The sequence below is a fragment of the Halorubrum trueperi genome (genome assembly GCF_042662525.1).
In the GTDB taxonomy this organism is placed as follows: domain Archaea; phylum Halobacteriota; class Halobacteria; order Halobacteriales; family Haloferacaceae; genus Halorubrum; species Halorubrum trueperi.
The window spans coordinates 61,524-83,577 of sequence record NZ_JBHSXI010000016.1; the positions used below are offsets into that span (position 1 = coordinate 61,524).

The window sequence follows — 22,054 nt, forward strand, 5'->3', positions numbered from 1 at the left end:
GCGGGTATGGCCTCCGAGCAAACGGCGGCCGATATGTTCGCGCTCCTCTCGGACGAGAGCCGGGTGGGCATTCTCCGGGCAGTCGCCGTCGCGCAATACGAGCAAGCCCCGTCGAACGCGGGCGTTGCACCGCTGTCGTTCTCGGAGATTTACGAGCGTGTCGAGATCGAGAACACGTCGAAGCTCTCGTATCATCTCGGCGAACTCGTTGGGACGTATCTTCAGAAGACCGGGGACGGCTACGCGTTCACACACGCCGGCGAGCAGATTGTCCGGTTTATTCTCGCGAAGAATTTCAGACGGCCGGTCGACATCGATAGCATCGAGACGGAAGGGACGTGTCTGTACTGCGGGGAAACTCGGCTCGAAGCCGGACTCGACGACCAGTACTTCATGGTGCGGTGTCCGTCCTGTGACCGACCGGTGACCGGGTACATCGTGACGCCGGCCCAAGCGCGTGCTCACTCGGGGGCGGCGCTACTGGAGTCGCTTAAGCGCAAGCAAGCCACCGAATTCGGCCTCGTTCAGGACGGAATCTGTCCCGAGTGCGCCGGGGAGATACGCACCGACGTTCTCGATGCCAGTGATCAGTCGCTGTCCGCTGAGGTGCCCGTCTCGTATTTTACCATCGACGAGTGTGAGGCGTGTCTGCGCCGATATAGCGGGCCGCTGACGTACAGCGCGGCGTTTCGTACCCCATCGATCGCGTTTTATTGGGATCGCGGCGTCGACATCATGGGAACCGGATGGTGGGAACTGCACAGCTATCTCAGAGACGGTCGCTGGACCGCCGAACGGATCGCCACGAATCCGGCTGCGTACCGCGTCGAGTTGCGTCACGAGGACGCAGTGCTACGACTGTACCTCGACGACGACGCTCGGCCGACACGGACTGAGCGCGTGCGCGGTCGGAACGTCGACTGAGGCGTTCTATTCAACACACTTACAAAACTGTCGTTGAGCGTCTCGCGTCGGTACGTCCCGAAATGCGTCGCGAAAGCGTGAACGCGCCCTCAAACACGCCTCGTCGCTTAATCGTCATTTTGAAACAGATTCGATAATATATCAATTATTCTATAATATTTATGAGTCGGCGTCTCCTCTCTTGACGTGAGCAACGAGGTGAGCAGTCCATGAGCGATCAACGAGATGGACAATCCATGAGCAAACACGACACGCACGACGAAATCGAGACGTCGAAGACTCCTCGCGAGTCGAGGAAACCCAGATCGACCCCGTCGACTAGCGGTCGGATGACCGTCCAAGACATCCAAGCTGCCTACGCGCGCTACGCGAAGTGGATCGATCGGTTCGGCTGGCTGAATCGGCTGTTCACCGGGCGCTACCGTCACCGTCAGTTCTCTCGCGCCGAGGGGGAAGTGCTCGACGTGGCCTGTGGGACCGGGTCGAACTTCCGATACCTGCCGGAATCGACGGGGCTCGTCGCTATCGACATCAGCGAGCCGCTGGTTGAACGCGCCCGATCGGAGCTCGATGCCCTCGATCGAGACGGGACTGTCAACCGGATGGACGCACAGGATCTCGAATTCGAAGACGACAGCTTCGATACCGTCATCTCCTCGTTTTCGACGTGTACGTTTCCCGACCCTGTCGCGGCCCTGCGAGAGATGGCGCGCGTCTGTCGTCCCGACGGACAGATCCTACTGCTCGAACACGGCCGAAGCGACAACCGTCTCGTCGCACGGTACCAGGAGTGGCGTGCCGATTCCCACTACGAGAAGTCCGGCTGCCGACTGACACAAGAGCCCCTCGCCGTCGTCCGTCGGGCTGGACTGACCGTGGACGAGGCGGAATCGGCACAGTTCGGTCGGATCACGCGGATCGTGTGTGAGCGACCAGACATCCCAAGTTCGGTAGAGCGTGGCGAATGAGCGGACGGGACACGGCGCTGCCGAACGGCGACTGCGGGTGCATACCCAGACGAACGGTCCTCGCTGGACTCGGTGCTGTCACCTCAACTGGTCTCGGAACGACGACTGCCAGCGCTACCGTCAGTGCCGAGTCCGCGACCGAGCCCGCTTCGAACCACGAACGCCCGTTTCCCGACCTCGACGAGCTCGAAGGGTTCGTCGACGACGTGGTGACACGTCGGATCGGGAGTGCAACCCCCGGCGCGATCGTCGCTATCGTCAGATCTGATGGTCCTGTCCTGCTCAAAGGATACGGCGAGGCCGACGCGGAGTCCGAGACACCGGTTCGGGCCTCCGAGACCGCGTTTCGCGTGGGATCCGTCGGCAAGCTCGTCACGTGGACCGCCGTCATGCAGTGTGTCGAACGGGGGGACCTCGACCTCGACGAAGACGTCAATAGCTATCTCGAAGACTCCGAGGTTACGGTTCCGGAGATCTACGAGGAGCCGGTGACGTTGCGACAGCTCGGAACCCACACCGCCGGGTTCGAATCTGCGATCGATCCCGAGGTCGTCGCTGACCCGGAGGCGGTCGCACCGCTCGAGGCGGTACTCGTCGATCAGCAGCCGCCACGGGTTCGCCCACCGGGCGAGGTGGTCGGGTACTCCAACTATGGAGCAGCTCTCGCCGGACACGTCGTCGCAGAGGACAATGAGACCACGTTCGAGGAGTACGTGCAGTCGGAGATCTTCGAACCGCTGGATATGGCTCATAGCACGTTCGCCCAGCCCGTTCCGGACGACCACCCCGGGGACCTCGCAGCGGGCCATTCCCGGGAGAAAGAGCGGTTCCGAACTGCTGGCGAGGTGTTCATCAATATGCGTCCGGCGGGATCGATGACTGCGACGGCGCGTGATATGGCGGCGTTCATGCGAGCACATCTCGGCGATGGGGCGGTCGGCAACACGCGGATCCTGCGAGCAGACACGGCACGAGCGATGCGCGATCGACACCACGTCCGCCATCCGGCCGTCACCAATTGGCGGTACGGGTTCCACGAGTACGGAGACGCGGATGACGGGGTGATCGGTCATTCGGGAGCGACGGTTCACTTTTCGAGTCACCTCGTTCTCGTTCCCGAGTCCGGCGTGGGAATTTTCGTCACCTACAACGGCAATCGCGGCGAGCGGTTCCCGCCGGGAGCCGTGATCGACGAGATCCTCGCCGAATACGGGCTTCGATCACCGCCGACCACGCCACAACCGACAGTGGAATCGGGGAGTCGAAGCCGCGCTGAGGCCGTCGCTGGCGAGTACAGCCTCACCAGCCTCCCGCGGACCGGCCCGCTGCAAGCGGTCGACCGTCTGGAACACGTGTCGGTCGAACCGGCAGCCAGCGGTCGAGTCCGCACGACGACGCTCGACGGCGACGCGCGACATTGGATTGAGACCGATCCATACGTCTATCACGAAGTGGACGGGCACGACGTCCTTGCCTTCGAGATCACGGACGGAGACGTCGACGGGATGCACATGGCAAGCGAGCCCACCGGTGTCTACCGGCCGGTCCCGTTTCACGAACGCCAACTCGTTACCGGAAGCGTCCTCGGCGTGACGCTAGCCGGGTTCGGTCTTTCTCTCGTCGGCTGGGGCGGACGGCGTACCTGGCGACAGTGGAACCAGTATCGGACGGACCACGATTCGGTCACGGACGCGGAGAGTACCGAATGACGGAGCGATACGTGTCTCACCAGCAGCCAGGGCAGCCGACCGAACGCGACGACGGTGCCCTCACTGACCGGAGGCGCCGCCTTGCGTGGCTCGCTCGGGCAGCAGGTGTCGGCCTAAGCGGCGTCTCCATCGCGTTCGTCCTCCTCGTGGTTGTCGTCGTCGGGAGTGGCGGTGAGCTCACGCTTATCACACGACCGCTCCCGATGCAGTTCGCTCTCGCGCTCCCGTACCTCATCGGAATCCTCACACTTGGCACGGTTGCCGGTGCAGTACCGGCGTGGCGGTACCGCTACTGGTCGCTACCTGCCCGAATCCACCATACGCTCCTTGCGCTGCTGGGACTCGGATTCAGTTGGCAACTCGCTACCCTCGGGTTCCTGGCGGTGTAGACCGCCTCCACCGATAACGGATCTGTGTTCGACCCCCGGGCGGCGTGCGAATACCTGACTTTGTGATAAATTCCCAGCAGATATCACCAATTCGGGAATTTTATACACCTCTATTGCATCGCTCCGATCTCAGGTTGATTTAGCAGCCAACTGCTCTGTTGAATCCGCAGAAGGCACGGTATAGCGTCGCTCTGAAGGCATTAGCGAAGCGGAAGATTCGAATCTATGCTAACTACTCTGGTGGCGATGTTGTAGATGGTCACTTGGTTGGTACGTTTGATGGTGAGCAGTGGGACATCAGATACACCCAAATAAACACAGATAACGAAACCGCGACTGGACACTCTGTTGGAGATGTCGAACTTCTTGACGATGGGCGTGTGAGAGTTGAAGATGAGTGGGAATCAAAACCCGGTACTGGCGAATCAATTCATGAAGAAGTTAATGGGTAGAGAGTCTCCAAAAATCACATCGTGAATGGTCACTACTTGGCCTGTAGCTGGCGAACTCCGAATTCGATTCCTGCCACGATAAGGAGAATACCGAGGTAGAGAAACCACGCACCGAAGTACAGTGCGTGTGGATCTTCGGGACTGGCTGTAAACTCCGCCTGTACGTCAAGTAGGATGAATGCTGTGAGTAACGTCGCCGGTGCAACCACGAGATGACGAACCAAAAGATACAGCGGGACGGCAGCGAGTAGCCACATTCCAAGCGTACTACCGACGTACAGGAGCCAGCCGAAGTCACCCGAGACAGTGAAACCAAGCCGAAGTGAGAACCACAGCATCACTGCGGAATGGAGTACCCCACCTATCGTGGCAATGCTCACCGCCTGCTTCCGCGATGCGGGGATCGAAATCAGCGAAATCGGTGACGGAACTGCTGGAAGCCGCTTCCACTCTGTTCGAACGGTGTATTCGACCAGCCCGAGAAACAGAAATCCAACTGTCCAGACAGAGGCGTTCAGCATGTATCGTGCAATATACAGTCCGTTCTCGACAACGATGATACTGGTCGGTTCAGCAAGACGCTCCAACTCTGCGACATCTCGAAAGGTCGGTCCCGGTGGCGTGAGTTCCATCCCGAGCACGTAACCAGTGGTCACCACGAGAGCGACCAGCGGAGCGACGATTCGATAGCGGAGCGCAAGCCACACTGGAACAGCAGCCACGACGATGAGTCCACCGTAGCGCCACCCCACTCCGAGAATCGTGTACTCAGATGGACCGATCGAATATCCAAGCGTCAGTGCAACACCAATGAGTGTCCCCGCATGTACGAACCCAGCGAGAAGGCTGACTAGAAAGGATCGGATGGAGGGCATCACGTCGATGTGCGTCTCCCAGTCGTATAGGCCCTTCCTGGAACGATACTCACACACCATCTCACAGCCGTTACTGAGAGTTCGTAATTGACGGCTCTGTTGCGATCCTCACCAACTGATACAACTAGCCTGCTGCATACAGCGGATCCGGCTTGTTTAAACGCGTGAGATTACGGTTGTGAGTGGCAGACGGCTTGTTCTATGTTTCTGACGGCGGCCTTTAGGACGAGCTCCCTGAACTGGCCAAACCACGTTCTAGCGCGTTAGGTTTCGTCAAACCGACGTTTGAGTGCGTAGAAGATCGCCTCAACGAGTGAACCGCGGTGGGAGGTGTCTTCGCGCGACTCACGACCAGCGTTGACGGGATCGATGTCTGGGGCGTTTTCAACAGCGAGTTCCGTGAGCGCGTCACCGAAGCCAAGGTTCTCGTCCGGACCGTCATCCTCAGCGGTCGGTCGCCACTCCGTATTCGACATATAGAAATTAATTGGTCCGGGACGAATAAATCCCACCACGAGACTGAAAGTGAAATGAGACGGTTGAACCGCTCGCCCTGAAAGGGCCTACCGCCACCGACTTTCGACTCGTGTCCTGTACCGCAACCCAAGCACGTCGGTGTTGAAGTGCTGGATCGTCGCGGGATCCAACTCGTCGCGTGCGTTACTCGCAAAACGGTTCTGAGAAGGCGAGCGCGACAGGATCCACGCGAGCGAAGCTGAACGAACGGGCGCGACGGGATTTGAACCCGCGGCATCTTGGTCCGGAACCAAGTGCTCTGTCCGCTGAGCTACGCGCCCTCACGACCGCGTACCCTCGGCGAGCGTTTAACGCTTCTGACTCAGATCGTCGCAGTCGGCCGACGACGCCCGATCGCGGTCGAGCGTCGCCGCCGTCTTTTTGGACCGACTACATCGATCTGATTCGGGACGGCCCGCCGCGATCCGCGAAAAGCGCACTAAATTATCAGTATTGATTCTTAGAATGCGCGGTTTTATTCCCACCGGTTCGTAGTACCGTCCGAACGAGCGTGACACTCCGCCCGACGGATCGATCGGCCGCCCCGCGAACAGGTTCCCGCAGCGAGACCGCTCGACACGGGTCCCCACACGCGGGGCGACCAGCAGACGAGCGGGATTCGACAGACGACCGCGCTCCCGGTCCGCGGTACGGGTCCTCGGAAGGGGAGGACGGGGTTCGGTTCGAAGCCGATCGGTTCGTCGCCGCGGTCGCCGTCGATGGCGAAGTGCTGTTCGCGGGTCCCTCGGTTCCCGCGGTGCTCGGAGTCGATCGGGAGTCGCTGCTGGGCGACGATCTGTTAGAACACGTTCACCCCAACGACCGCGACGCCGTCTCCGATGCCCTCTCCGCCGTCGCGACAGACCGCGTCGTCACCCATCGGATCCGGCACGCGAGCGGCGGATTCCACTGGGTCGAGTCCGTCGTCGACGAGAATCTCGCCCCCGAGTTCGGCGGCCGGGTTGTGACGGCCCGTCGGGTCGACGTCGACCGTGCGTTTCCCGAGCGATTCCGACAGTTCCTGGAGTACGGCACCGACCTCGTCACCGTCGTCGACGCGGACGGGCGGGTCAGGTACGAGAGTCCGTCCGTCGAGGAGGTACTCGGCTACGAGCAGGGGTCGACGGTCGGGCGCTCCCCGCTCGGCTACGTCCACCCGGACGACCGCGAGCGCGTGACGGAGCGGTTCTACCGCGCGCTCAACGATCCCGACGCGGCTCCGACGCTGGAGTATCGATATCGCACCGCCGACGGCGACTGGGTCTGGCTAGAGTCGCAGACGCGACCGCTACCGGACGACACCGCCGTCGGCCGCCTCCTCCTCAACTCCCGGGACGTCAGCGAGCGGAAGGCGCGGGAGCGCCGGCTCACCGACCGAAACGAGCGGCTCGATCGCTTCGCGAGCATCGTGTCGCACGACCTCCGGAATCCGCTGTCGGTGATCCGCGCGTCGATGGAAATGGCGCGGCTGAAAGACGACACCGAACCGCTGGGCCGCGGCGAGCGCGCCGTCGGTCGGATCGATCAGTTGGTGTCGGAGTTGCTGACGCTCGCCCGACAGGGAGCGGGGATCGACGAGCCGACCGAGTTCGCGCTCGGCGGCGTCGTCCGAGACGCGTGGGAGACCGCGGGCGACGGGGACGCGAGGCTCGTCGTCGGCGCGGACGCACGGATTTTCGGGGATCGGGGACGCTTACGGCAGGCGTTCGAGAACCTCTTCCGGAATGCGACCGAACACGCGGTGCCGAGCGATCCCGACGGCGGCCTCACCGTCGTCGTGAACGCGACCGGCGAGGGGTTCCTCGTCGCCGACGACGGTCCGGGGATCGATCCCGCCCACCGCGAGGACGTGTTCGAACCGGGCTTTACCACGCGCGAGGACGGAACGGGGTACGGCCTCGACATCGTCCGCGAGGTGATCGAGTCGCACGGGTGGGAGATCCACCTGCGCGACGGCGCGAGTAGCGCTGTCCGCTCGGAGATCTCGGGCGACGCAAGCCTTCCGGCCGGGGTACCCGCCGCCGACGGTGCCTGTTTCGTCGTCGGCGCTCCCGGCCCCGAAGCGGTCGAGGGGGCCGGACCGTGGATCGACGGCTGAGCCCGCAAGCGTCCCGTCGCGTTTATTCCTCCGGCCCACCAATCCGGCCCGTGACCCCGGTAGACGCCGCCGTCCGTCGGGCCGAACTCGCCGATCTGCTCGCCGTTGTTCGGATCGAGCGAGCGTGTTTCTCCGACCCGTGGCCCTACGACGCCTTCGAGCGGCTGATCGACGAGCCAGCCTTCCTCGTCGCCGAGCGCGACGACGGAGTCGTGGGCTACGTCATCGCGGACGCCACGCCGAACCACGGCCGCGACATCGGCCATATCAAGGACCTGGCGGTCCGTCCCGACGCGCGGGATCGCGGTATCGGGCGGACGCTCCTCCGATCGGCGCTCGCGCGCCTCCGCGCCGTCGGCGTCGCCGTCGTGCGGCTGGAGGTTCGCGAGAGCAACGAGATCGCCCGCTCGCTGTACGCGAAGGAGGGGTTCGAGCCCGTGCGCCGCGTTCCGGGATACTACCGCGACGGGGAGGACGCGCTCGTGCTCGTCCTCGATCTCGCCGAGTGGGCGACCGCCGACTGACCGACAGGCGAACCGGCCCCCGCGTCCGATCGAGACGCCGAGGTGTTCCGGTTTTGACAAGGCTTAGTGTGTAGGGGTCCAACGACGCGATATGAGTTCGGTTCCCGAACGGGCGGATATCGACGAGGCGTACAAGTGGGACCTCCGGAGCGTCTACGCGGACGACGAGACGTGGGAAGCGTCGTACGAGGCGGTCGCAGAGCGGATCGACGAGCTGCGCGCCTACGAGGGACGCGTCGCCGAGGACGCGGAGACCCTCCTCGAACTGCTCGAACTCCGTGAGGACGTGTTTCGTGCCCTCCAGCAAGTGGTGACGTACGCTCGGCTCCGCAGCGCCGAGGACACTCGCAATCAGGAGTACCAGGCGATGTCCGCGAAGGCGTCGTCGCTGGGTTCCGAGGCGTCGAGCGCGGTCTCGTACCTCGAACCCGAACTGCAGTCACTCACCGGAAGCGACGTCGAATCGTTCGTCGACGAGGAGCCGGCCCTCGCCGAGTACGAGCACTACCTCGACGACGTGTTGCGGATGAAACCGCACACGCGCTCGGCGGAGGTCGAGGAGGTCATCGCGGACCTCTCGGAGGTCACGAGCGCCCCGAGCGAGATCTACTCGATGCTGACGAACGCCGATATGAGCTACGGCGTCGTCGAGGACCCCGACGGCGAAGACGTCGAGATCACGCAGGCGAACTTCACGAAGCTCCAGACGAACCCCGACCGCGACTTCCGCCGGCGCGTCCACGAGACGTTTTACGAGGAGTGGGCCGGCGTCCGGAACACGGTCGGCACGTCCCTCGAAAAGGCCGTGCGCGAGCACGTGACGAGCGCCGAGATCCGTGACTACGGCTCCGCGCGGGCAGCCGCACTCGACGGCTCGAACGTCCCCGTCGAGGTGTACGACACGCTCGTCGACACGGTCGACGACAACCTCGACGTGCTTCACCGACACGCGGAACTCAAAGCGGACGCGCTCGGCGTCGAACAACTGGAGAGCCACGATCTCTACATGTCGCTGACGGGCGACCAGGGGCCGGACGTCGAGTACGACCAGGCGGTCGAGTGGGTGATCGACGCGGTCGCGCCGCTCGGCGAGGCGTACCAGGAGCGGATGGCCGAGGGGCTCGACTCGCGGTGGGTCGACGTGTACGAGAACCGGGGGAAACGCTCGGGTGCGTTCTCCTCCGGCACGTACGACACGCAGCCGTATATCATGATGAACTACCAGGACGACATCGCCTCGATGTTCACGCTGGCGCACGAGTTGGGTCACTCGATGCACTCGGAACTGGCCGGGGACGCGCAGCCGTGGCACGACGCGAGCTACGAGATCTTCGTCGCGGAGATCGCCTCCACGGTCAACGAGACGCTGCTCACCCACCACCTCCTCGACGCGGTCGAGGACGACGAGCTTCGGACGCACGTGCTCGACGAGTACCTCGAACGCTTCCGCTCCACCCTGTTCCGCCAGACGATGTTCGCCGCCTTCGAACAGGAGATCCACGAGCGCGTCGAGGCCGACGACGCGCTCACCCCCGACGCCTTCGACGAGATCTACGCCGACCTGAAGGGTACCTACTACGCGCCCGCCGAGCTGACCGGCGGCATCGAGCGCGAGTGGGAGCGCATCCCCCACTTCTACTACGACTTCTACGTCTACCAGTACGCGACCGGCATCTCCGCCGCCGCCGCGATCGTCGAGCGCGTCCTGGAGGAGGGCGAGTCCGCCGCCGCCGACTACCGCGAGATGCTCGCCGCGGGCGGCTCCGACTATCCACTTGCCGTCGTCGAACTCGCGGGCATCGACATGGCGTCGCCCGACCCGATCGAGTCCGCCGTCGGGATCTACGACAAGTACCTCGACGAGATCGCGACGCTGCTCGACCTGGAGTAGTCCGTTCGACGCGATCTCGCGGTTTCCCTTTTATATATTGAATGCGGTGGCGCGTGCCCGTGAGCGGCCGATAGGCCGTGAACGGCACCGCGCGAGGGACGCGGCGACCGAAGGGAGCCGCGAGGCTGGGGAGGTATGAGGTGCGGTTGCGGTGCGGTTGCGGTGCGGGGTGGGACTCAAAGGGGCAGTCGCGAAGAGGGCGCAGACTCGTTGCGCTCCTCGCGGCTGGGGCTTTAGAGGTGTTCTCCGTGTCACCGACAGCAACGATATATAAGCAAGCGGCAGCGAAGCGCGGAGCGCCGCTGGCAGCGAGGGACACAGTCCCTCGGGCAACCGGACTTCGCCCGGTGACAGCCGGACGCAGTCCGGCGACTGGGGCTTTAGGAGAGTTCACCGCCGGTCTGCAATCGATCACTTATAAACTAACCTCCGATACGCCCCAGAGACGAGGTCCGCGCCGGCACCGGTTTACCGCTCCTCTACGACACACCGTGTAATGGACGAACGCGTACGCGAGCACGCCGCGGTTCTCGTCGACTGGAGCGCACGGGTCGAGGCCGGCGACGACGTCGTCGTGAGCGTCGCCGAAGACGCCCACGATCTGGGCGTCGCCGTCGCCGAGGCGCTCGGCGAGCGCGGGGCGAACGTGACGACGCTGTACGGCTCCGAGGAAGTGTCCCGAGCGTATTTAAAAGGAAGCGAGGAGAGAGCCGATGGAGGCGGCGACGGAGAGGGCGACGGCGACGACGGCGGGGACGCCCCCGTCTTCGATTCCGACCCCGCGGTCGACCGCGCGATCTTCGAGGCCGCCGACGCCTACCTCAGACTCGGCGGCGGCCGCAACACCACCGCGACCGCCGACGTCGACCGACGAACTCGGCGAGCCTACGCGAAGGCCCGAAAAGGCGTCCGCGAGGCCCGGATGGACACCGACTGGGTGTCGACGGTTCACCCCACCCGGAGCCTCGCCCAGCAGGCCGGCATGGCCCACGAGGAGTACAAAGACTTCGTCTACGACGCCGTGCTCCGCGACTGGGAGGCGCTCGCCGACGAGATGGCGCGGATGAAAGACGTCCTCGACGAGGGCCACGAGGTCCGGATCGTCACCGAGCGCGAGAACGCCCCCGACACGGACGTGACGATGTCGATCGCGGGCCGGACCGCGGTGAACTCCGCCGCCTCGGTCGCGTACGACTCGCACAACCTCCCCTCCGGCGAGGTGTTCACCGCGCCGTACGACACCGCCGGCGAGGCGTTCTTCGACGTGCCGATGACGATCGACGCGACCCGCGTCCGGAACGTTCACCTCGTCTTCGAGGACGGCGCAGTCGTCGACTTCGCCGCGGCGGCCGGCGAGGACGCGCTCGCGAGCGTGCTCGACACCGACGCGGGCGCGCGTCGGCTCGGCGAACTCGGGATCGGGATGAACCGCGGTATCGATCGGTTCACCGACTCGATCCTCTTCGACGAGAAGATGGGCGACACCATCCACCTCGCGGTCGGCCGTGCCTACGACGCCTGCCTTCCCGACGGGGAATCCGGCAACGACAGCGCCGTCCACGTCGACATGATAAGCGACGTGAGCGAGAACTCCAGGATGGAGGTGGACGGCGAGGTCGTCCAGCGAAACGGACGGTTCCGGTGGGAAGACGGGTTCGAAGGCTAATCGAACGAACCAGCGGCGTCGAAGCGCCCTTGATCAGATGAATCCGCGAATGAACAACCGCTCTCCGTGGGATCCGCTTGAATGATGGCGGGAGTAGGGATCGCAGTCCGCCGCCGGCAACGAGGTATTTAAACGAGCGAGTGCGGCAGCGACGACTACTTATAAATGACTGAGGCGGTGGCGTGCGCCGGTGAGCGGCCGACAGGCCGCGAGCCGCCCGCACGAGGGACGCCGCGAGCGCCTTTTTAAAGGCGCGAAGCAGCGAGGCTGGGGAGGCGTGAGGTACGGGTGCTGTGCGGGCGGGGTGGGATTCAAAGGGGCAGCCGCGAGGCGGGCGCAGGCGACACAAGCACCGCAGCGAAGGAGCCTAGCGACTGAGCGAGGCGCACAGCGAGCGTGCGTCCGCCTCGCGGCTGGGGCTTTGGAAGTGTTTTCCGCGCCAGCAACGATTTATACCCGAGTGGCTGGGGCTTTGGAAGTGTTTTCCCCGCCAGCAACGATTTATACCCGAGTGGCTGGGGCTTTGGAAGTGTTTTCCCCGCCAGCAACGATTTATACCCGAGTGGCTGGGGCTTTGGAAATGTTCACCGCGCCAGCAACGGTATATAAACAGCCGCCAGCAACACCACTCGCTCACGTATAAACGATCACCCCAACACGATGTAATCCTTACTCCCGATATCGCGCACAGTTGTTCTGAGATTGATCACATGCAAACCGAGTCGAATCACCGGCTACTGACGCGAAAATGGGAGAAAGACGACCGGCTCCGTCTTATCGCAGCGCGTCGAGATCGAACTCGAAGGCCGCGACGGGCACCTCTAGGTCGTGTTCGACGAGCACGGCGGGATGGATCTCGCCGATCACGCCGACCGCGTCGCCGTCGATCACCACGTGGGCGGTCCGGCCGTCGATGAACGACGGGTGTTCGGTTCTGGGCGTCTCCAGATCGACGCCGAAGTCGTCACAGACCGCCTGCAGCCGACCCTTCGCAGCCTCGTAGGAGGCGTCGCGACGGGCGACCGCACCGGTGACGTGACGGGCTTCGGCGACGTTCGTGTTCTCCGCGTCGTCGCGCTCGGCGACGAAGCCGATCTCCGCGACGTCCTGCGGGTACGCGTTGTGGGTGTTCCGTTCGAGCAGCATGAGAAGCGACGGGATCGTCCACGTCCGGAGCTGGGTGTACTCCTCGCTGTACGGCTCCGTGATCTCGACCGGGTCGCCGCCGCCGAGGACTGAACTGCCCGGCTCGACGTTCAGCCGATCGAAGTTCTCCGTCGCGCTCGTCATGTGGAAGTTCAACAGGTCCTCGAAGCCGAGCCCGACGAGGCTCGTCCGAACCGCGTCCTCCAGCCGCGAGCGCTCGTGGCGGCCGCCGACGGTCCCCACGTCGGGATAGCGCGGCTCAAGCTCGTCGAACCCGTACGCGCGTCCCACGTCGTCGACGAGGTCCAGCGGGTGGAGGACATCGACGCGATACGGCGGGATCGTCACCTCGTAGGTCACGTCCTCGCCGAGCGTGTAGTTCGCGTCGAGGCCGGCGCGCTCGAAGCAGTCGACGACCTCCTCTGGCTCGAACTCGACGCCGAGCAGCGTCTCGATCCGGTCGTGCGTCACGGACTTCTCGGTCGTGTCGAAGTCCGGCCGAATCAACTCCGCGCCGTACTCTTCGGGGTGCGTCGCGCCGTCGGCGTACTGGACCTCCACTTCCTCGATCGTCGCACCCCGGGCGGAGAGCGCGTAGCAGATGATCGCACACATCCTGTCGATCGTCCACTGGTCCGTTCCCGTCAGCTCGACGAACAGTTCGCGGGAGCCGGTCGTCACTTCGGTCCGCTTGCCGTTGATGACCGGCGGGAACGAGAACAGTCCCAGATCGTCGTAGATAGCCGGGTACCGGTCCAGACTCCCCACGAGGTTGGCGTAGGCCCGTCCCGTGTCGTGGTCGTCCAGCACCTCGTTCGGCGTCAGTTCCTCGTCCGCGTCGAGCGGGACGAACGAGACGCCGTCGGGGTCGACGCCGCGGTAGGTGATCGACGGCTCCGCGCCCTCCTGGAGCGGCGCGCCCTTCACCATCGCTAGGTCGTGGATCCCGATCGCGCCCTTCGCGCGACCGCGGCCCATCGTCGCGTGGAGCTTCTCCTGGAGCTGGATCAGCGAGTCGAGCGCGGCCTCGTCGAGGTCGACGCCGCGGACGATCGCGCCGGTGACGTACGGGCGCTCGTCCGGGACCGACTCGTCGACTTCGATCGTCCACTCGGGGTCGTTCGTCTCGGGAACGTAGACGCCGCGGTCGTCGCCGTAGTGATACCGCAGCGACCGCGCGACGCCCTCGACCGAGAGCCGGTCGAGCCGGTCGGGCGCGAACTCGAACTGGAGGAGCCCGTCGTCGGTCTCGCCCTCAAACTCCAAGCCGAGCCCGAACAGATCCTCCGTGAACTCCTCGTCTGTCGTGTCGGTGCGGCCGGTCAGCCCGCGCAGCTCGTCGGTGTCGATGTCGACGACGGGCATCAGTAGCTCACCTCCGCGTTTCGCAGGAAGTCGATGTCGGCCAGCGTTCCGTGGAGGTCGCGGATATCCTCCGCGCCGGTCGTCAGCATGGCGAGCCGTTCGAGAGCGAGCCCCCACGCCATCACGTCGCAGTCGACGCCGAGCGGCCCGGTGACCTCCTCGCGGAAGACGCCCGAGTTGCCGATCTCTATCTCCTCGCCCGTCTCGGGATGCTCGCCGAACAGCTCGAATGACGGCTCGGTGTAGGGGTTGTAGTGCGGCTTGAACCGGATGTCCGTGATCCCGAACTGCCGGTAGAATTCCTCGAAGGTGCCCATCAGATCGCGCACCGAGAGGTCCTCGGCCATCACCCACCCCTCGATCTGGAAGAACTCCAGTAAGTGCGTCGGGTCGAGCGTGTCGTTGCGGTACACCTTCTCCACCGAGAAGTAGCGCTGGGGCGGTTCCAGCTCACCGCCCGCGATCCCGGAGAGGTACCGCATCGACAGCGAGGTGGTGTGTCCGCGCAGGGCGATCTCGCGAGCGAACTCCTCGGACCACGGCGAGTGGTAGCCGTCGCCGTCCGTGCCCCATCCTTCCCGGTGGGCCCGTTCGACCCGCCGGAGCAGCTCCTCGGGGATGTCGTCCATCGGGTCGACGTCCAGCGCGAACCGGTCCCAGTGGGTCCGCGCCGGGTGGTCCTGCGGCATGAACAGACAGTCGTTGATCCAGAAGTCGCTGTCGGCGTGGGGCCCTTCCATCTCCTTGAATCCCATTCCGACGAGCACGTCCTTCACGCGGTCGGCCGTCTGGCGGAGCACGTGCGTCCGCCCGCCGGAGGCCGGCGGCGCGTCCGCCTCCACGTTGTACTCGGAGAACTCCACGTCGCGCCACTCACCGCTTGCCAGCAACTCCGGCGTGACCTGCGCGACCGTCTCCGCCGCCTCGACGCCCGTCATCAGCGCGTCGACGCCGGCGTCCGTGAGCGTCACCGAACGGGTGACCGACTCGCCGACTGCGACGAGCCCGCGGGAGTCGAGCTGCTCGATGACCGCGTCGTCGACCTCGGGGTCTTCGCCGGCGGCCAGCGCCGCCAGCGCCGCCGACTCGGGATCCGCGTCCGGATCCGCGTCGTCGTCGACCGTCAGCTCTCCGGCGTCGATCGCACCGAACCCCTTCCGCGCGAAATTCGAGAGCGCGATGTCGGCCGCAGGGCCGTCGAGGTCGGCCTCGCCGATGACCCGTCCCATCGAGACCGGCGATTCGTCAGCGCCGAGCGCGAGGCCGGCCCGATAGAGCCGCGTTTCCGGGAGGCCGTCGTCGACGTATGCCCGCCCTTCGTCGGTGAGATCGAACGTCTCGACCGCGGTTTCGGTCACCTCGAGTAACCCCTCGTCGCGGAGGTCGAAGGCGGAACCGATGACGGTCTCGGGTTTCATCCCCGTCTCCGCGGCGAGCTCGTCCATGGTCCGTTCGTCCGTCGCGCTCGCGGCTTCGAGGACCGCGAGCTGTCGTTGCGGGAGTCGCATTCGAGTTGTCTCCATACGCGTGTGGCTGGTTGGTAACGGTTCCGGCACGTCGCCGCCGCCGTCGCCGATCAGGACGCCCGTTCGCGGAGCGCCGCGATCCGGTCGCCGAGCGGCGGTTGGACCTCGAACCACGTCGACCAGTCGCCGGTCTGGGGCTCGACGCCGCGGATCGCGGCGACGCGCTCGAACGCGTCGGCGACCCGAGTCGCACCCACCGCGTCGGCCGCGCGGGCGTCGGCCGCGTACTGAACCCGCCGCCCGACCCAGAACGCCGTGAGGCCGATCGCGACGAGCGAGGCGAAGCCCGCGTCGAACTGGACCGTCGCGGTGACGATCGCGGCCAAGATCCCAAGGACAGACGCGATCGCGACGGCCCGGAACTCGGCGTAATGGGTCTCGACGCGTCCGGCCTCGGCCGCGAGGAGGCCGATCGCGACGTCCTCGTCGAGGTCGTCGATCACCGCCTCGGTGACGAACAGCACCCGTCGGCGAGGCGGTCCGCGGACCGCAACCTCGATTCGGCCGGAATCGCCAGACTCGCCGCCGTCGACTCCGGCAGTCCCAACGTCACCATCGCCGCCGTCATCGATCTCGACCGCGATCCGCTCCACGTCGAGTCCGGCGGTGTCGCGAAGGAACGCGAGGCGGCCACGCTCCGCCTCGGTCGGGTCCCGCAGATCTCGGAACCGATCGGCAGCGTACAGCGGACCCACCTCGACGGCGAGGAAGGCGACGACGGCGACGCCGAGGAGGAACGCGACCGTGAGCATGATCCCGGATTCGGCCCCGGAGCGGTAAAAAGGCGCGACCTCAGTCGGACGGTGCGACGGCAGAAAAGCGGCTCGGCGTCACCGTGGCACGCGCCGGGTGAGGTCCCGAACCGCCGCCGCGGCGTCGCTGTCGGGAGCGTGGTCCACGATCGGCCGTTCGTCAGCGACCGACCGGCCGACACGGGGGTCAGCGGGAACGATCGCCGCGGGGGCCCCGAGCGCGTCGGCGATCGCCTCGGTCGGCGGCGGCTCGGTAACGCGGTTGACCGCGCAGCCGACGAGTCCGGCGTCGAGCTCGTGAGCGAGCGCCCGCGTCCGGATCGCGTCGGCCAGCGCGAACGCGCGCGGCGACACGACGAGGAGGCACGCATCGGCTGCCGCCAGCGGGACGCCGGCGTCTGCGCGCCGCCCCGCCGGACAGTCGAGGATGACGGTCCCGCGCTCCCGTTCGATCGACGCGATCGCCGATTCGAGCCGCGTCAAATCGCAGGCGCGCGCGCCGGCGAGCGTTCTCCCGCACGGCACAATGTCAACCGGCCCGGGACGGAGCGTCTCGGCGGGATCGGCACCGCCGGCGAGCACGTCGTGGAGGTCCGGCCCGCGCCCGCTCGGGAGGTCGGCCATCCCGAGGTCGGCGTCGACGACGACCGCGTCGAGCGCGGCGGCGACGTTGTACGCCAGCGTCGTCTTCCCGACACCGCCCTTTCCGCCGGCGACGGCGAGGATCACGCCAACCGCTCCAGCGCCTCCATCGGCGCGTCTGTCGCCTCGGCGCGCGTCGCCAGCGCCGCCGCGCGCTCGCTCACCTCGCGGAGCCGCTCCGCGTCGGCGGCGATCCGTTCGTCGAGGGCGTCGATCCCGTCGATTCCCCCCGACTCGGCGACGACGTCGGTTGCGGTCGCGAGGTCGGTGTCGGTCAGCCGCTCCGCCCGTTCCAAGCGCCTCTCGACCGCGGCGAACCACTCGTCGATCCCCGACATCGACGGCCCGGGGTCGGGTTTGCCGTCGGTTTCGATATCGACGCCATCCGCGTCTCCCTCGTCGGCTCTCACTCCAGCGTCCGTCGAGGCGGTCCCCTCACGCCGTTTCGTCTCCTCGTCGGTGACCGTCGCTCTCGGCGGTCGATGGTCCCCGAGTGTGCGAAGGGCGGCGGACGCGGGGGAGCGGGTCTCGGCACTCTCGACCTCCGCAGCGGTGGCCTCGCGCAGTTCCACCGGCGGTTCCTCCGGCGGGGCGGGGACGGCGAACCCCAACGCCCGACGGTCGCCGGGGGCCAACTGCATCGTCACGCCGGTCGCGTCCCAGCCGGGCTCCGGAACGCCCGCGCGTCGCGGGGGGAGAACCGGCCCGTCGAGCCGGTTCTCGATCCGAACCCGACGCGGGACCGCCTCGTCGTTGCGCACGCAACAGCGCACCAGCGACGCGTCGCCTTCCCGATCGACGGTCCACGTGAGGTCCATACGGCGGATGCTGCGCGATGGTACGTAAACCCTCAGCGGGAGGTCGATCGCGACCGCGAGCGCGGAGCCGATCACCGCTGACCGAGTCCGTCGGGAGACGCCGGCTCCCCGTCGATTACCGATGCCGGCGCGATCGACCCGTCGCGGGCTGTGAGCCAAGACGACGCCGCCTCGCCGAGCGTGACCGAGCCATCGAGGTCCGCGAGTCGCACCGCCGCCAGGGACGCCGCGATCCGCGGTCCGTCGTACTCCGAGGGAGCGGCACCGGCGTCGGCGGGGTCGCCGCCCGGAACTCCGGATAGGGCCTCTCGAAATTCCGGATAGACGCCGATGGCGAGCTCCCGACGGGCGTCCCGCCGGCGGTTCCGCAGCCGGTCCCGAAGTGCGAGCCGCCGCTCCCGCTCATCTCGGGCGCTCGCCGCTCGCTCGCGGGCTCGTTCGAGCGCCTGTTCGGCGGCGATGCGCTCCGTCTGGGCGCTCGATAGCGCCGCGGCCGCCGATTCGAGATCGGCGAGCGCTCCGTCCGCGTCGGCTTCCATCTCGCGGCGGGCACGGACGTCGCCGCGGAGCGCCGCGACCCGCTCTTTCAGCCGCGACTCCTCGCCGCCCGCCTCCGCGACTCGTCGCCTGGGCGAGACGAGGTCGACGGGCTCCGCCTCGATGGACGCGACCCGTTCGTGAAGTTCGAACAGCTCGCCGCTGATCGACGAGGAGCGCCCGAGGGAACGGGCCGCCGCGGCGAGCTCGCTACGCAGAGTCGTGCCGGTCGGCACTCGACCGAGTACCGCAGCAGGATCGGGAACGGGAGAATCGACGATCGCCTCGATCGGATCGGCCGCCTCGGTCGGATCGGGCGAGCCGCTCACAGCTCCTCGCCCTTCATCGCGTCTGGGGGCGGATGATCCGTGCCGGCCGCGAACGCGGCGTACGGCGTCGACTTCGTCTCGCGGTTCGCGTACGCGCTCGCGGCCTCGCGGACCGGACCGTCGAGCGAGACGAATTCGTTGAACGGCTCCGTGCGCTCGATCTGTACGTCCTCGCGATGTGACTCACGGAGCCGGAGCGCGAGGAACGCGGCGTACACCGTCGCGTCGAGCAGCGCCGCGCGACCGAACCGCCTGACGACCGCGTCTTCGTGGCGACGACACAGGTTTCGAAGGGCGGTTCGAGCCGCCGCCGAATACGTCACGACCAACAACACGAACGCGACTGGTCGGCTCCGGAACTTATCGGTTGCGAACCCGTCCGACAATCAGACGCGTTCGATGTCGAAATCGGGGACTGCATCGTTTTTCGATCCTGTCAGGTTTCCGGTGTTGTCTCGGTTATTCTCCGTGTTACCGCCCGTTTGCAGGGAACGGTCGTCCGGGTCGATTCCTGAGAGCCTGAGCACGCGCTCACGCGCGGCCGGCTTCGAGGACGCGACGACGATCCGCCCGTCGGCGGGCTCCTCGCCGACGGCGCGGAACACGTCGTCCTCGCCCTCGAATTCCGTCGCGTACGTCCGCAACACCGCGGCCACGCGTCGCTCCGTGTTGACGAGGTCCGCATCGCCGTTCTCGAACGCCCGGAGCGCGTCCTCGACGTTCCGTATCGCGGATATTCGATCCATCTACGTCGTCCGCAGGTGCCCCTGCTTTGGCTCGTACACTTCGCCTTTCGTCCGGAGCTTTTCGATCTCCGCTTCCGCCTTCCCGGGGTCCATCCCGATCTCGCCGGCGCGGTCGAGTACCTCCTCAACCGGTGCGCCCTCCTCGTACTCGTCCTCGATGTCCGCGATGAGTCCCTTGATGTTCTTGATGCGGTCGCGCTGGCTCTTCGAGGTGCCCGTCTCGACGACGTCGGCGTCGAACTGCCCCGTCTCCGGGTCGACGCCGATGTCCTTGAGACACGACTCGACGATGTCGGTCGCGCGGTCGGCGTCCTCGCGATCGACGGTGTCCGACAGGCGGACCCGCGCGCTCGCCTCCGAAAGCCGGACCATCGCCTCCAGCTTCCGCGCAGTGACGGGGACCGGCGCGTCCTCGTCCGCTCCCTTCGAGCGCAGGTCGACGTAGAACTCCTCGATGAGTCCCTTCGCCTCCTCCGTCATCGTCGGGAAACAGGACCGCTTCGCGTGGGCGATGTACTTCCGCAGGAGCTCCGCGTCGATCTTCGGTGCGACCTCCTGGGTCACCTCCGCCACCTGTTCCGGCGTGAACTCCGAGCTCGCCAGCTCCTCGCGTTGGGTGTTGAGCTCGCCGGCGTAGTTCGTCTTGATGATGTGTTTCGCGAGCCGCGAGTCGTGTTCCGGGTCCGGGCTGTCCGTCACGGTGAAGATCAGGTCGAACCGCGAGATAAGCGCGGGCTCCAAGTCGATCTGCTCGCCGATCGGCTCGTACTGATCGAACCGGCCGTACTTGGGGTTCGCCGCGCCCAAAAGCGAACACCGCGCTTTCAGCGTCGCGTTGATTCCCGCCTTCGAGACGGAGATCTTCTGCTGTTCGAGCCCCTCGTGCATCGCGGAGCGGTCCGACGAATCCATTTTATCGAGTTCGTCGACCGCGGCGATTCCCTTGTCGGCGAGGACGAGCGCGCCGGCTTCGAGCGACCACTGTTGGCCGTCGCCGAAGTCGTCTCTTACAGCTGCGGCCGTGAGTCCTGCAGCAGATGATCCTTTTCCTGATGTATAAACGGATCTCGGGGCAATATTCTCGACATAACTGATCATCTGACTTTTTCCAGTTCCTGGATCTCCGATAAGAAGCATATGCAGGTCGCCGCGGATCCGCGAGCCGTCGGGGAGGTGTTTGGTGACCCCGGAGAAGAGCTGGAGGATCATCGCGAGCTTCTCCTCCTCGTAGCCGTAGATGGCGGGCGCGATGGACTCGACCATCGCGTCGTAGATGTCCTCGCGGTTGGAGAGTTCGATGATCTCGCGTTTGTCCGCCTCAGTGATGTCCATGTCTTCGAACTCCTCGTCCTCGATGGCGATGGAGACGCCGTCCATGTACAGATCGAAGATGGCGGACTTCTCGTTGCCCTGTTCGACCTGCTCGATGTGAAGGACGCCGACGGCAGTGACGTGGTCTCCGGGACTCACTTTCCCGGTGATGTCGTCGACGATGTCGACGTCGAGCGACTGGGGCGTCTCGCCGCCGCGGAGTCCTTCGGGCGACTCTTGGATACGGAGCTTCTGGGAGTCGATGAACTCCGACTGGTCGAAGTTGACGCGGAAGGGACCCTGTCGCTCGCAGCCCTGACACTCGTGGGGCTCTTGGAAGCCGCCGTCGCTCTGGGGGATGTACGTCATCGTGCCGCAGCGCTGGCACTCGAAGGCCGCTTCGGTCACCTTCGGGCGGACGTCGGTCGCCTTGCGGACGATTCCCCTGATCGAGACGAGCTTGCCGATGTGGTCGTCATGAACGCGGATGCCGCGGATGTCGATGCTCTCGGGGAGGTTCTCTATCCGAACGTGCGCGCGGCCGAGGCTGACGTCCGCGGGGAGGTCGTAGAGCCGGAGCGCCTCCTCGGCGTACTCGCGCATCTGATCCGGTTTCGTGCGGAAGTCCTCCGCGAGGTCGCGGTCGAACTGGTAGAGGTCGTCGTACTCGACGTACAGCGAGCGCTGTTCGTTCGGGTACTGCTGTGCGAGGGTGCCGATCTCCTCGCGGTAGTAGTTGCGGTAGAACTGAATGAACCGCTCCGTGAGGTCCTGATTCCCGGCCTGAGCCATTACGACGCCACTTCGTCGGCATCACGTATGAACTTCATGCTCGGGGCGAACGTGATCCTCGTTTCGGGGTCGATCAAC

At 65.6% G+C, this 22,054-nt stretch carries 20 protein-coding genes, 1 tRNA gene and 1 pseudogene; 9 read left to right on the forward strand and 13 right to left on the reverse strand.

The annotated features are described in order from the left end of the window. Positions 1-6: 6 nt before the first annotated feature. The 5 genes from ACFQEY_RS13850 to ACFQEY_RS13870 all read left to right on the forward strand — a co-directional run bounded on the left by ACFQEY_RS13850 (position 7) and on the right by ACFQEY_RS13870 (position 4,442). Positions 7-924: a DUF7351 domain-containing protein gene (locus ACFQEY_RS13850; RefSeq protein WP_379769587.1), complete on the forward strand. Its 918-nt coding sequence runs from the start codon at positions 7-9 to the stop codon at positions 922-924. A 209-nt stretch (positions 925-1,133) separates the two neighbouring features. Then, positions 1,134-1,892: a class I SAM-dependent methyltransferase gene (locus ACFQEY_RS13855; RefSeq protein WP_379769589.1), complete on the forward strand. Its 759-nt coding sequence runs from the start codon at positions 1,134-1,136 to the stop codon at positions 1,890-1,892. Beyond that, positions 1,889-3,601, forward strand: coding sequence for a serine hydrolase domain-containing protein (locus ACFQEY_RS13860; protein ID WP_379769592.1), 1,713 nt, complete (start codon positions 1,889-1,891; stop codon positions 3,599-3,601). Before ACFQEY_RS13855 ends, ACFQEY_RS13860 begins: the two co-directional genes overlap by 4 nt. Further along, positions 3,598-3,990, forward strand: a complete 393-nt coding sequence (locus ACFQEY_RS13865) for a hypothetical protein (protein WP_379769594.1) — start codon at positions 3,598-3,600, stop codon at positions 3,988-3,990. Before ACFQEY_RS13860 ends, ACFQEY_RS13865 begins: the two co-directional genes overlap by 4 nt. Before the next feature lie 158 nt (positions 3,991-4,148). Continuing rightward, positions 4,149-4,442 (forward strand): avidin-fold protein, encoded by a 294-nt coding sequence (locus tag ACFQEY_RS13870; RefSeq protein WP_379769596.1) that lies wholly within the window; start codon positions 4,149-4,151, stop codon positions 4,440-4,442. Between the two features lie 32 nt (positions 4,443-4,474). Here ACFQEY_RS13870 and ACFQEY_RS13875 read toward each other — a convergent pair whose 3' ends face one another. From ACFQEY_RS13875 to ACFQEY_RS13885, 4 genes and pseudogenes are all read right to left on the reverse strand, one after another. Continuing rightward, on the reverse strand, positions 4,475-5,377 hold the full coding sequence (locus ACFQEY_RS13875) for a hypothetical protein (RefSeq protein WP_379769597.1): 903 nt from the start codon (positions 5,375-5,377) through the stop codon (positions 4,475-4,477). Positions 5,378-5,487: 110 nt separating this feature from the next. Continuing rightward, positions 5,488-5,655, reverse strand: a pseudogene (locus tag ACFQEY_RS13880) (IS5/IS1182 family transposase); the annotation flags it as partial. Between the two features lie 225 nt (positions 5,656-5,880). Beyond that, entirely contained in the window at positions 5,881-6,087 is a 207-nt protein-coding gene (locus tag ACFQEY_RS18805) for a DUF7386 family protein (RefSeq protein WP_459864502.1), read from the reverse strand. Further along, a tRNA-Arg gene (locus ACFQEY_RS13885) sits at positions 6,042-6,114 on the reverse strand. The genes ACFQEY_RS18805 and ACFQEY_RS13885 overlap by 46 nt, the downstream gene beginning before the upstream one ends. A 230-nt stretch (positions 6,115-6,344) precedes the next feature. Between ACFQEY_RS13885 and ACFQEY_RS13890 the strand changes: the two genes are divergently transcribed. The 4 genes from ACFQEY_RS13890 (at position 6,345) to ACFQEY_RS13905 (ending at position 12,012) form a co-directional block, all read left to right on the forward strand. Continuing rightward, complete coding sequence (locus tag ACFQEY_RS13890) at positions 6,345-7,931, forward strand: PAS domain-containing protein (protein WP_379769600.1); 1,587 nt, start codon at positions 6,345-6,347, stop codon at positions 7,929-7,931. 50 nt (positions 7,932-7,981) lie between these two features. Further along, entirely contained in the window at positions 7,982-8,455 is a 474-nt protein-coding gene (gene rimI / locus ACFQEY_RS13895; RefSeq protein WP_379769602.1) for a ribosomal protein S18-alanine N-acetyltransferase, read from the forward strand. Positions 8,456-8,546: 91 nt separating this feature from the next. Continuing rightward, complete coding sequence (gene pepF / locus ACFQEY_RS13900) at positions 8,547-10,346, forward strand: oligoendopeptidase F (RefSeq protein WP_379769605.1); 1,800 nt, start codon at positions 8,547-8,549, stop codon at positions 10,344-10,346. A gap of 496 nt (positions 10,347-10,842) precedes the next feature. Then, the gene (locus ACFQEY_RS13905) at positions 10,843-12,012 is read left to right on the forward strand and encodes an aminopeptidase (RefSeq protein ID WP_379769607.1); all 1,170 of its coding nucleotides are present in this window, start codon (positions 10,843-10,845) and stop codon (positions 12,010-12,012) included. 774 nt (positions 12,013-12,786) lie between these two features. On the opposite strand, the gene pheT is transcribed toward ACFQEY_RS13905, so the two are convergent. The 9 genes from pheT to ACFQEY_RS13950 form a co-directional block, all read right to left on the reverse strand. Further along, a complete protein-coding gene (gene pheT, locus ACFQEY_RS13910; protein WP_379769609.1) occupies positions 12,787-14,523 on the reverse strand; it encodes a phenylalanine--tRNA ligase subunit beta in 1,737 nt (578 codons plus the stop codon). Beyond that, complete coding sequence (gene pheS / locus ACFQEY_RS13915; protein ID WP_379769611.1) at positions 14,523-16,031, reverse strand: phenylalanine--tRNA ligase subunit alpha; 1,509 nt, start codon at positions 16,029-16,031, stop codon at positions 14,523-14,525. Before pheS ends, pheT begins: the two co-directional genes overlap by 1 nt. Before the next feature lie 68 nt (positions 16,032-16,099). Next, the gene (locus tag ACFQEY_RS13920; RefSeq protein WP_379769613.1) at positions 16,100-16,801 is read right to left on the reverse strand and encodes a M48 family metalloprotease; all 702 of its coding nucleotides are present in this window, start codon (positions 16,799-16,801) and stop codon (positions 16,100-16,102) included. Between the two features lie 78 nt (positions 16,802-16,879). Next, a complete protein-coding gene (locus ACFQEY_RS13925) occupies positions 16,880-17,530 on the reverse strand; it encodes a MinD/ParA family ATP-binding protein (protein ID WP_379769615.1) in 651 nt (216 codons plus the stop codon). Further along, a complete protein-coding gene (locus tag ACFQEY_RS13930; RefSeq protein WP_379769617.1) occupies positions 17,527-18,261 on the reverse strand; it encodes a DUF7857 domain-containing protein in 735 nt (244 codons plus the stop codon). The genes ACFQEY_RS13925 and ACFQEY_RS13930 overlap by 4 nt, the downstream gene beginning before the upstream one ends. A 71-nt stretch (positions 18,262-18,332) precedes the next feature. Continuing rightward, positions 18,333-19,127 (reverse strand): DUF7856 family protein, encoded by a 795-nt coding sequence (locus tag ACFQEY_RS13935; protein ID WP_379769620.1) that lies wholly within the window; start codon positions 19,125-19,127, stop codon positions 18,333-18,335. Further along, positions 19,124-19,462, reverse strand: coding sequence for a DUF7855 family protein (locus ACFQEY_RS13940; RefSeq protein ID WP_379769622.1), 339 nt, complete (start codon positions 19,460-19,462; stop codon positions 19,124-19,126). The genes ACFQEY_RS13935 and ACFQEY_RS13940 overlap by 4 nt, the downstream gene beginning before the upstream one ends. Before the next feature lie 51 nt (positions 19,463-19,513). Then, complete coding sequence (locus ACFQEY_RS13945; RefSeq protein WP_379769625.1) at positions 19,514-19,873, reverse strand: DUF7854 family protein; 360 nt, start codon at positions 19,871-19,873, stop codon at positions 19,514-19,516. Continuing rightward, entirely contained in the window at positions 19,874-21,976 is a 2,103-nt protein-coding gene (locus ACFQEY_RS13950) for a minichromosome maintenance protein MCM (RefSeq protein ID WP_379769627.1), read from the reverse strand. Positions 21,977-22,054: the final 78 nt, after the last annotated feature.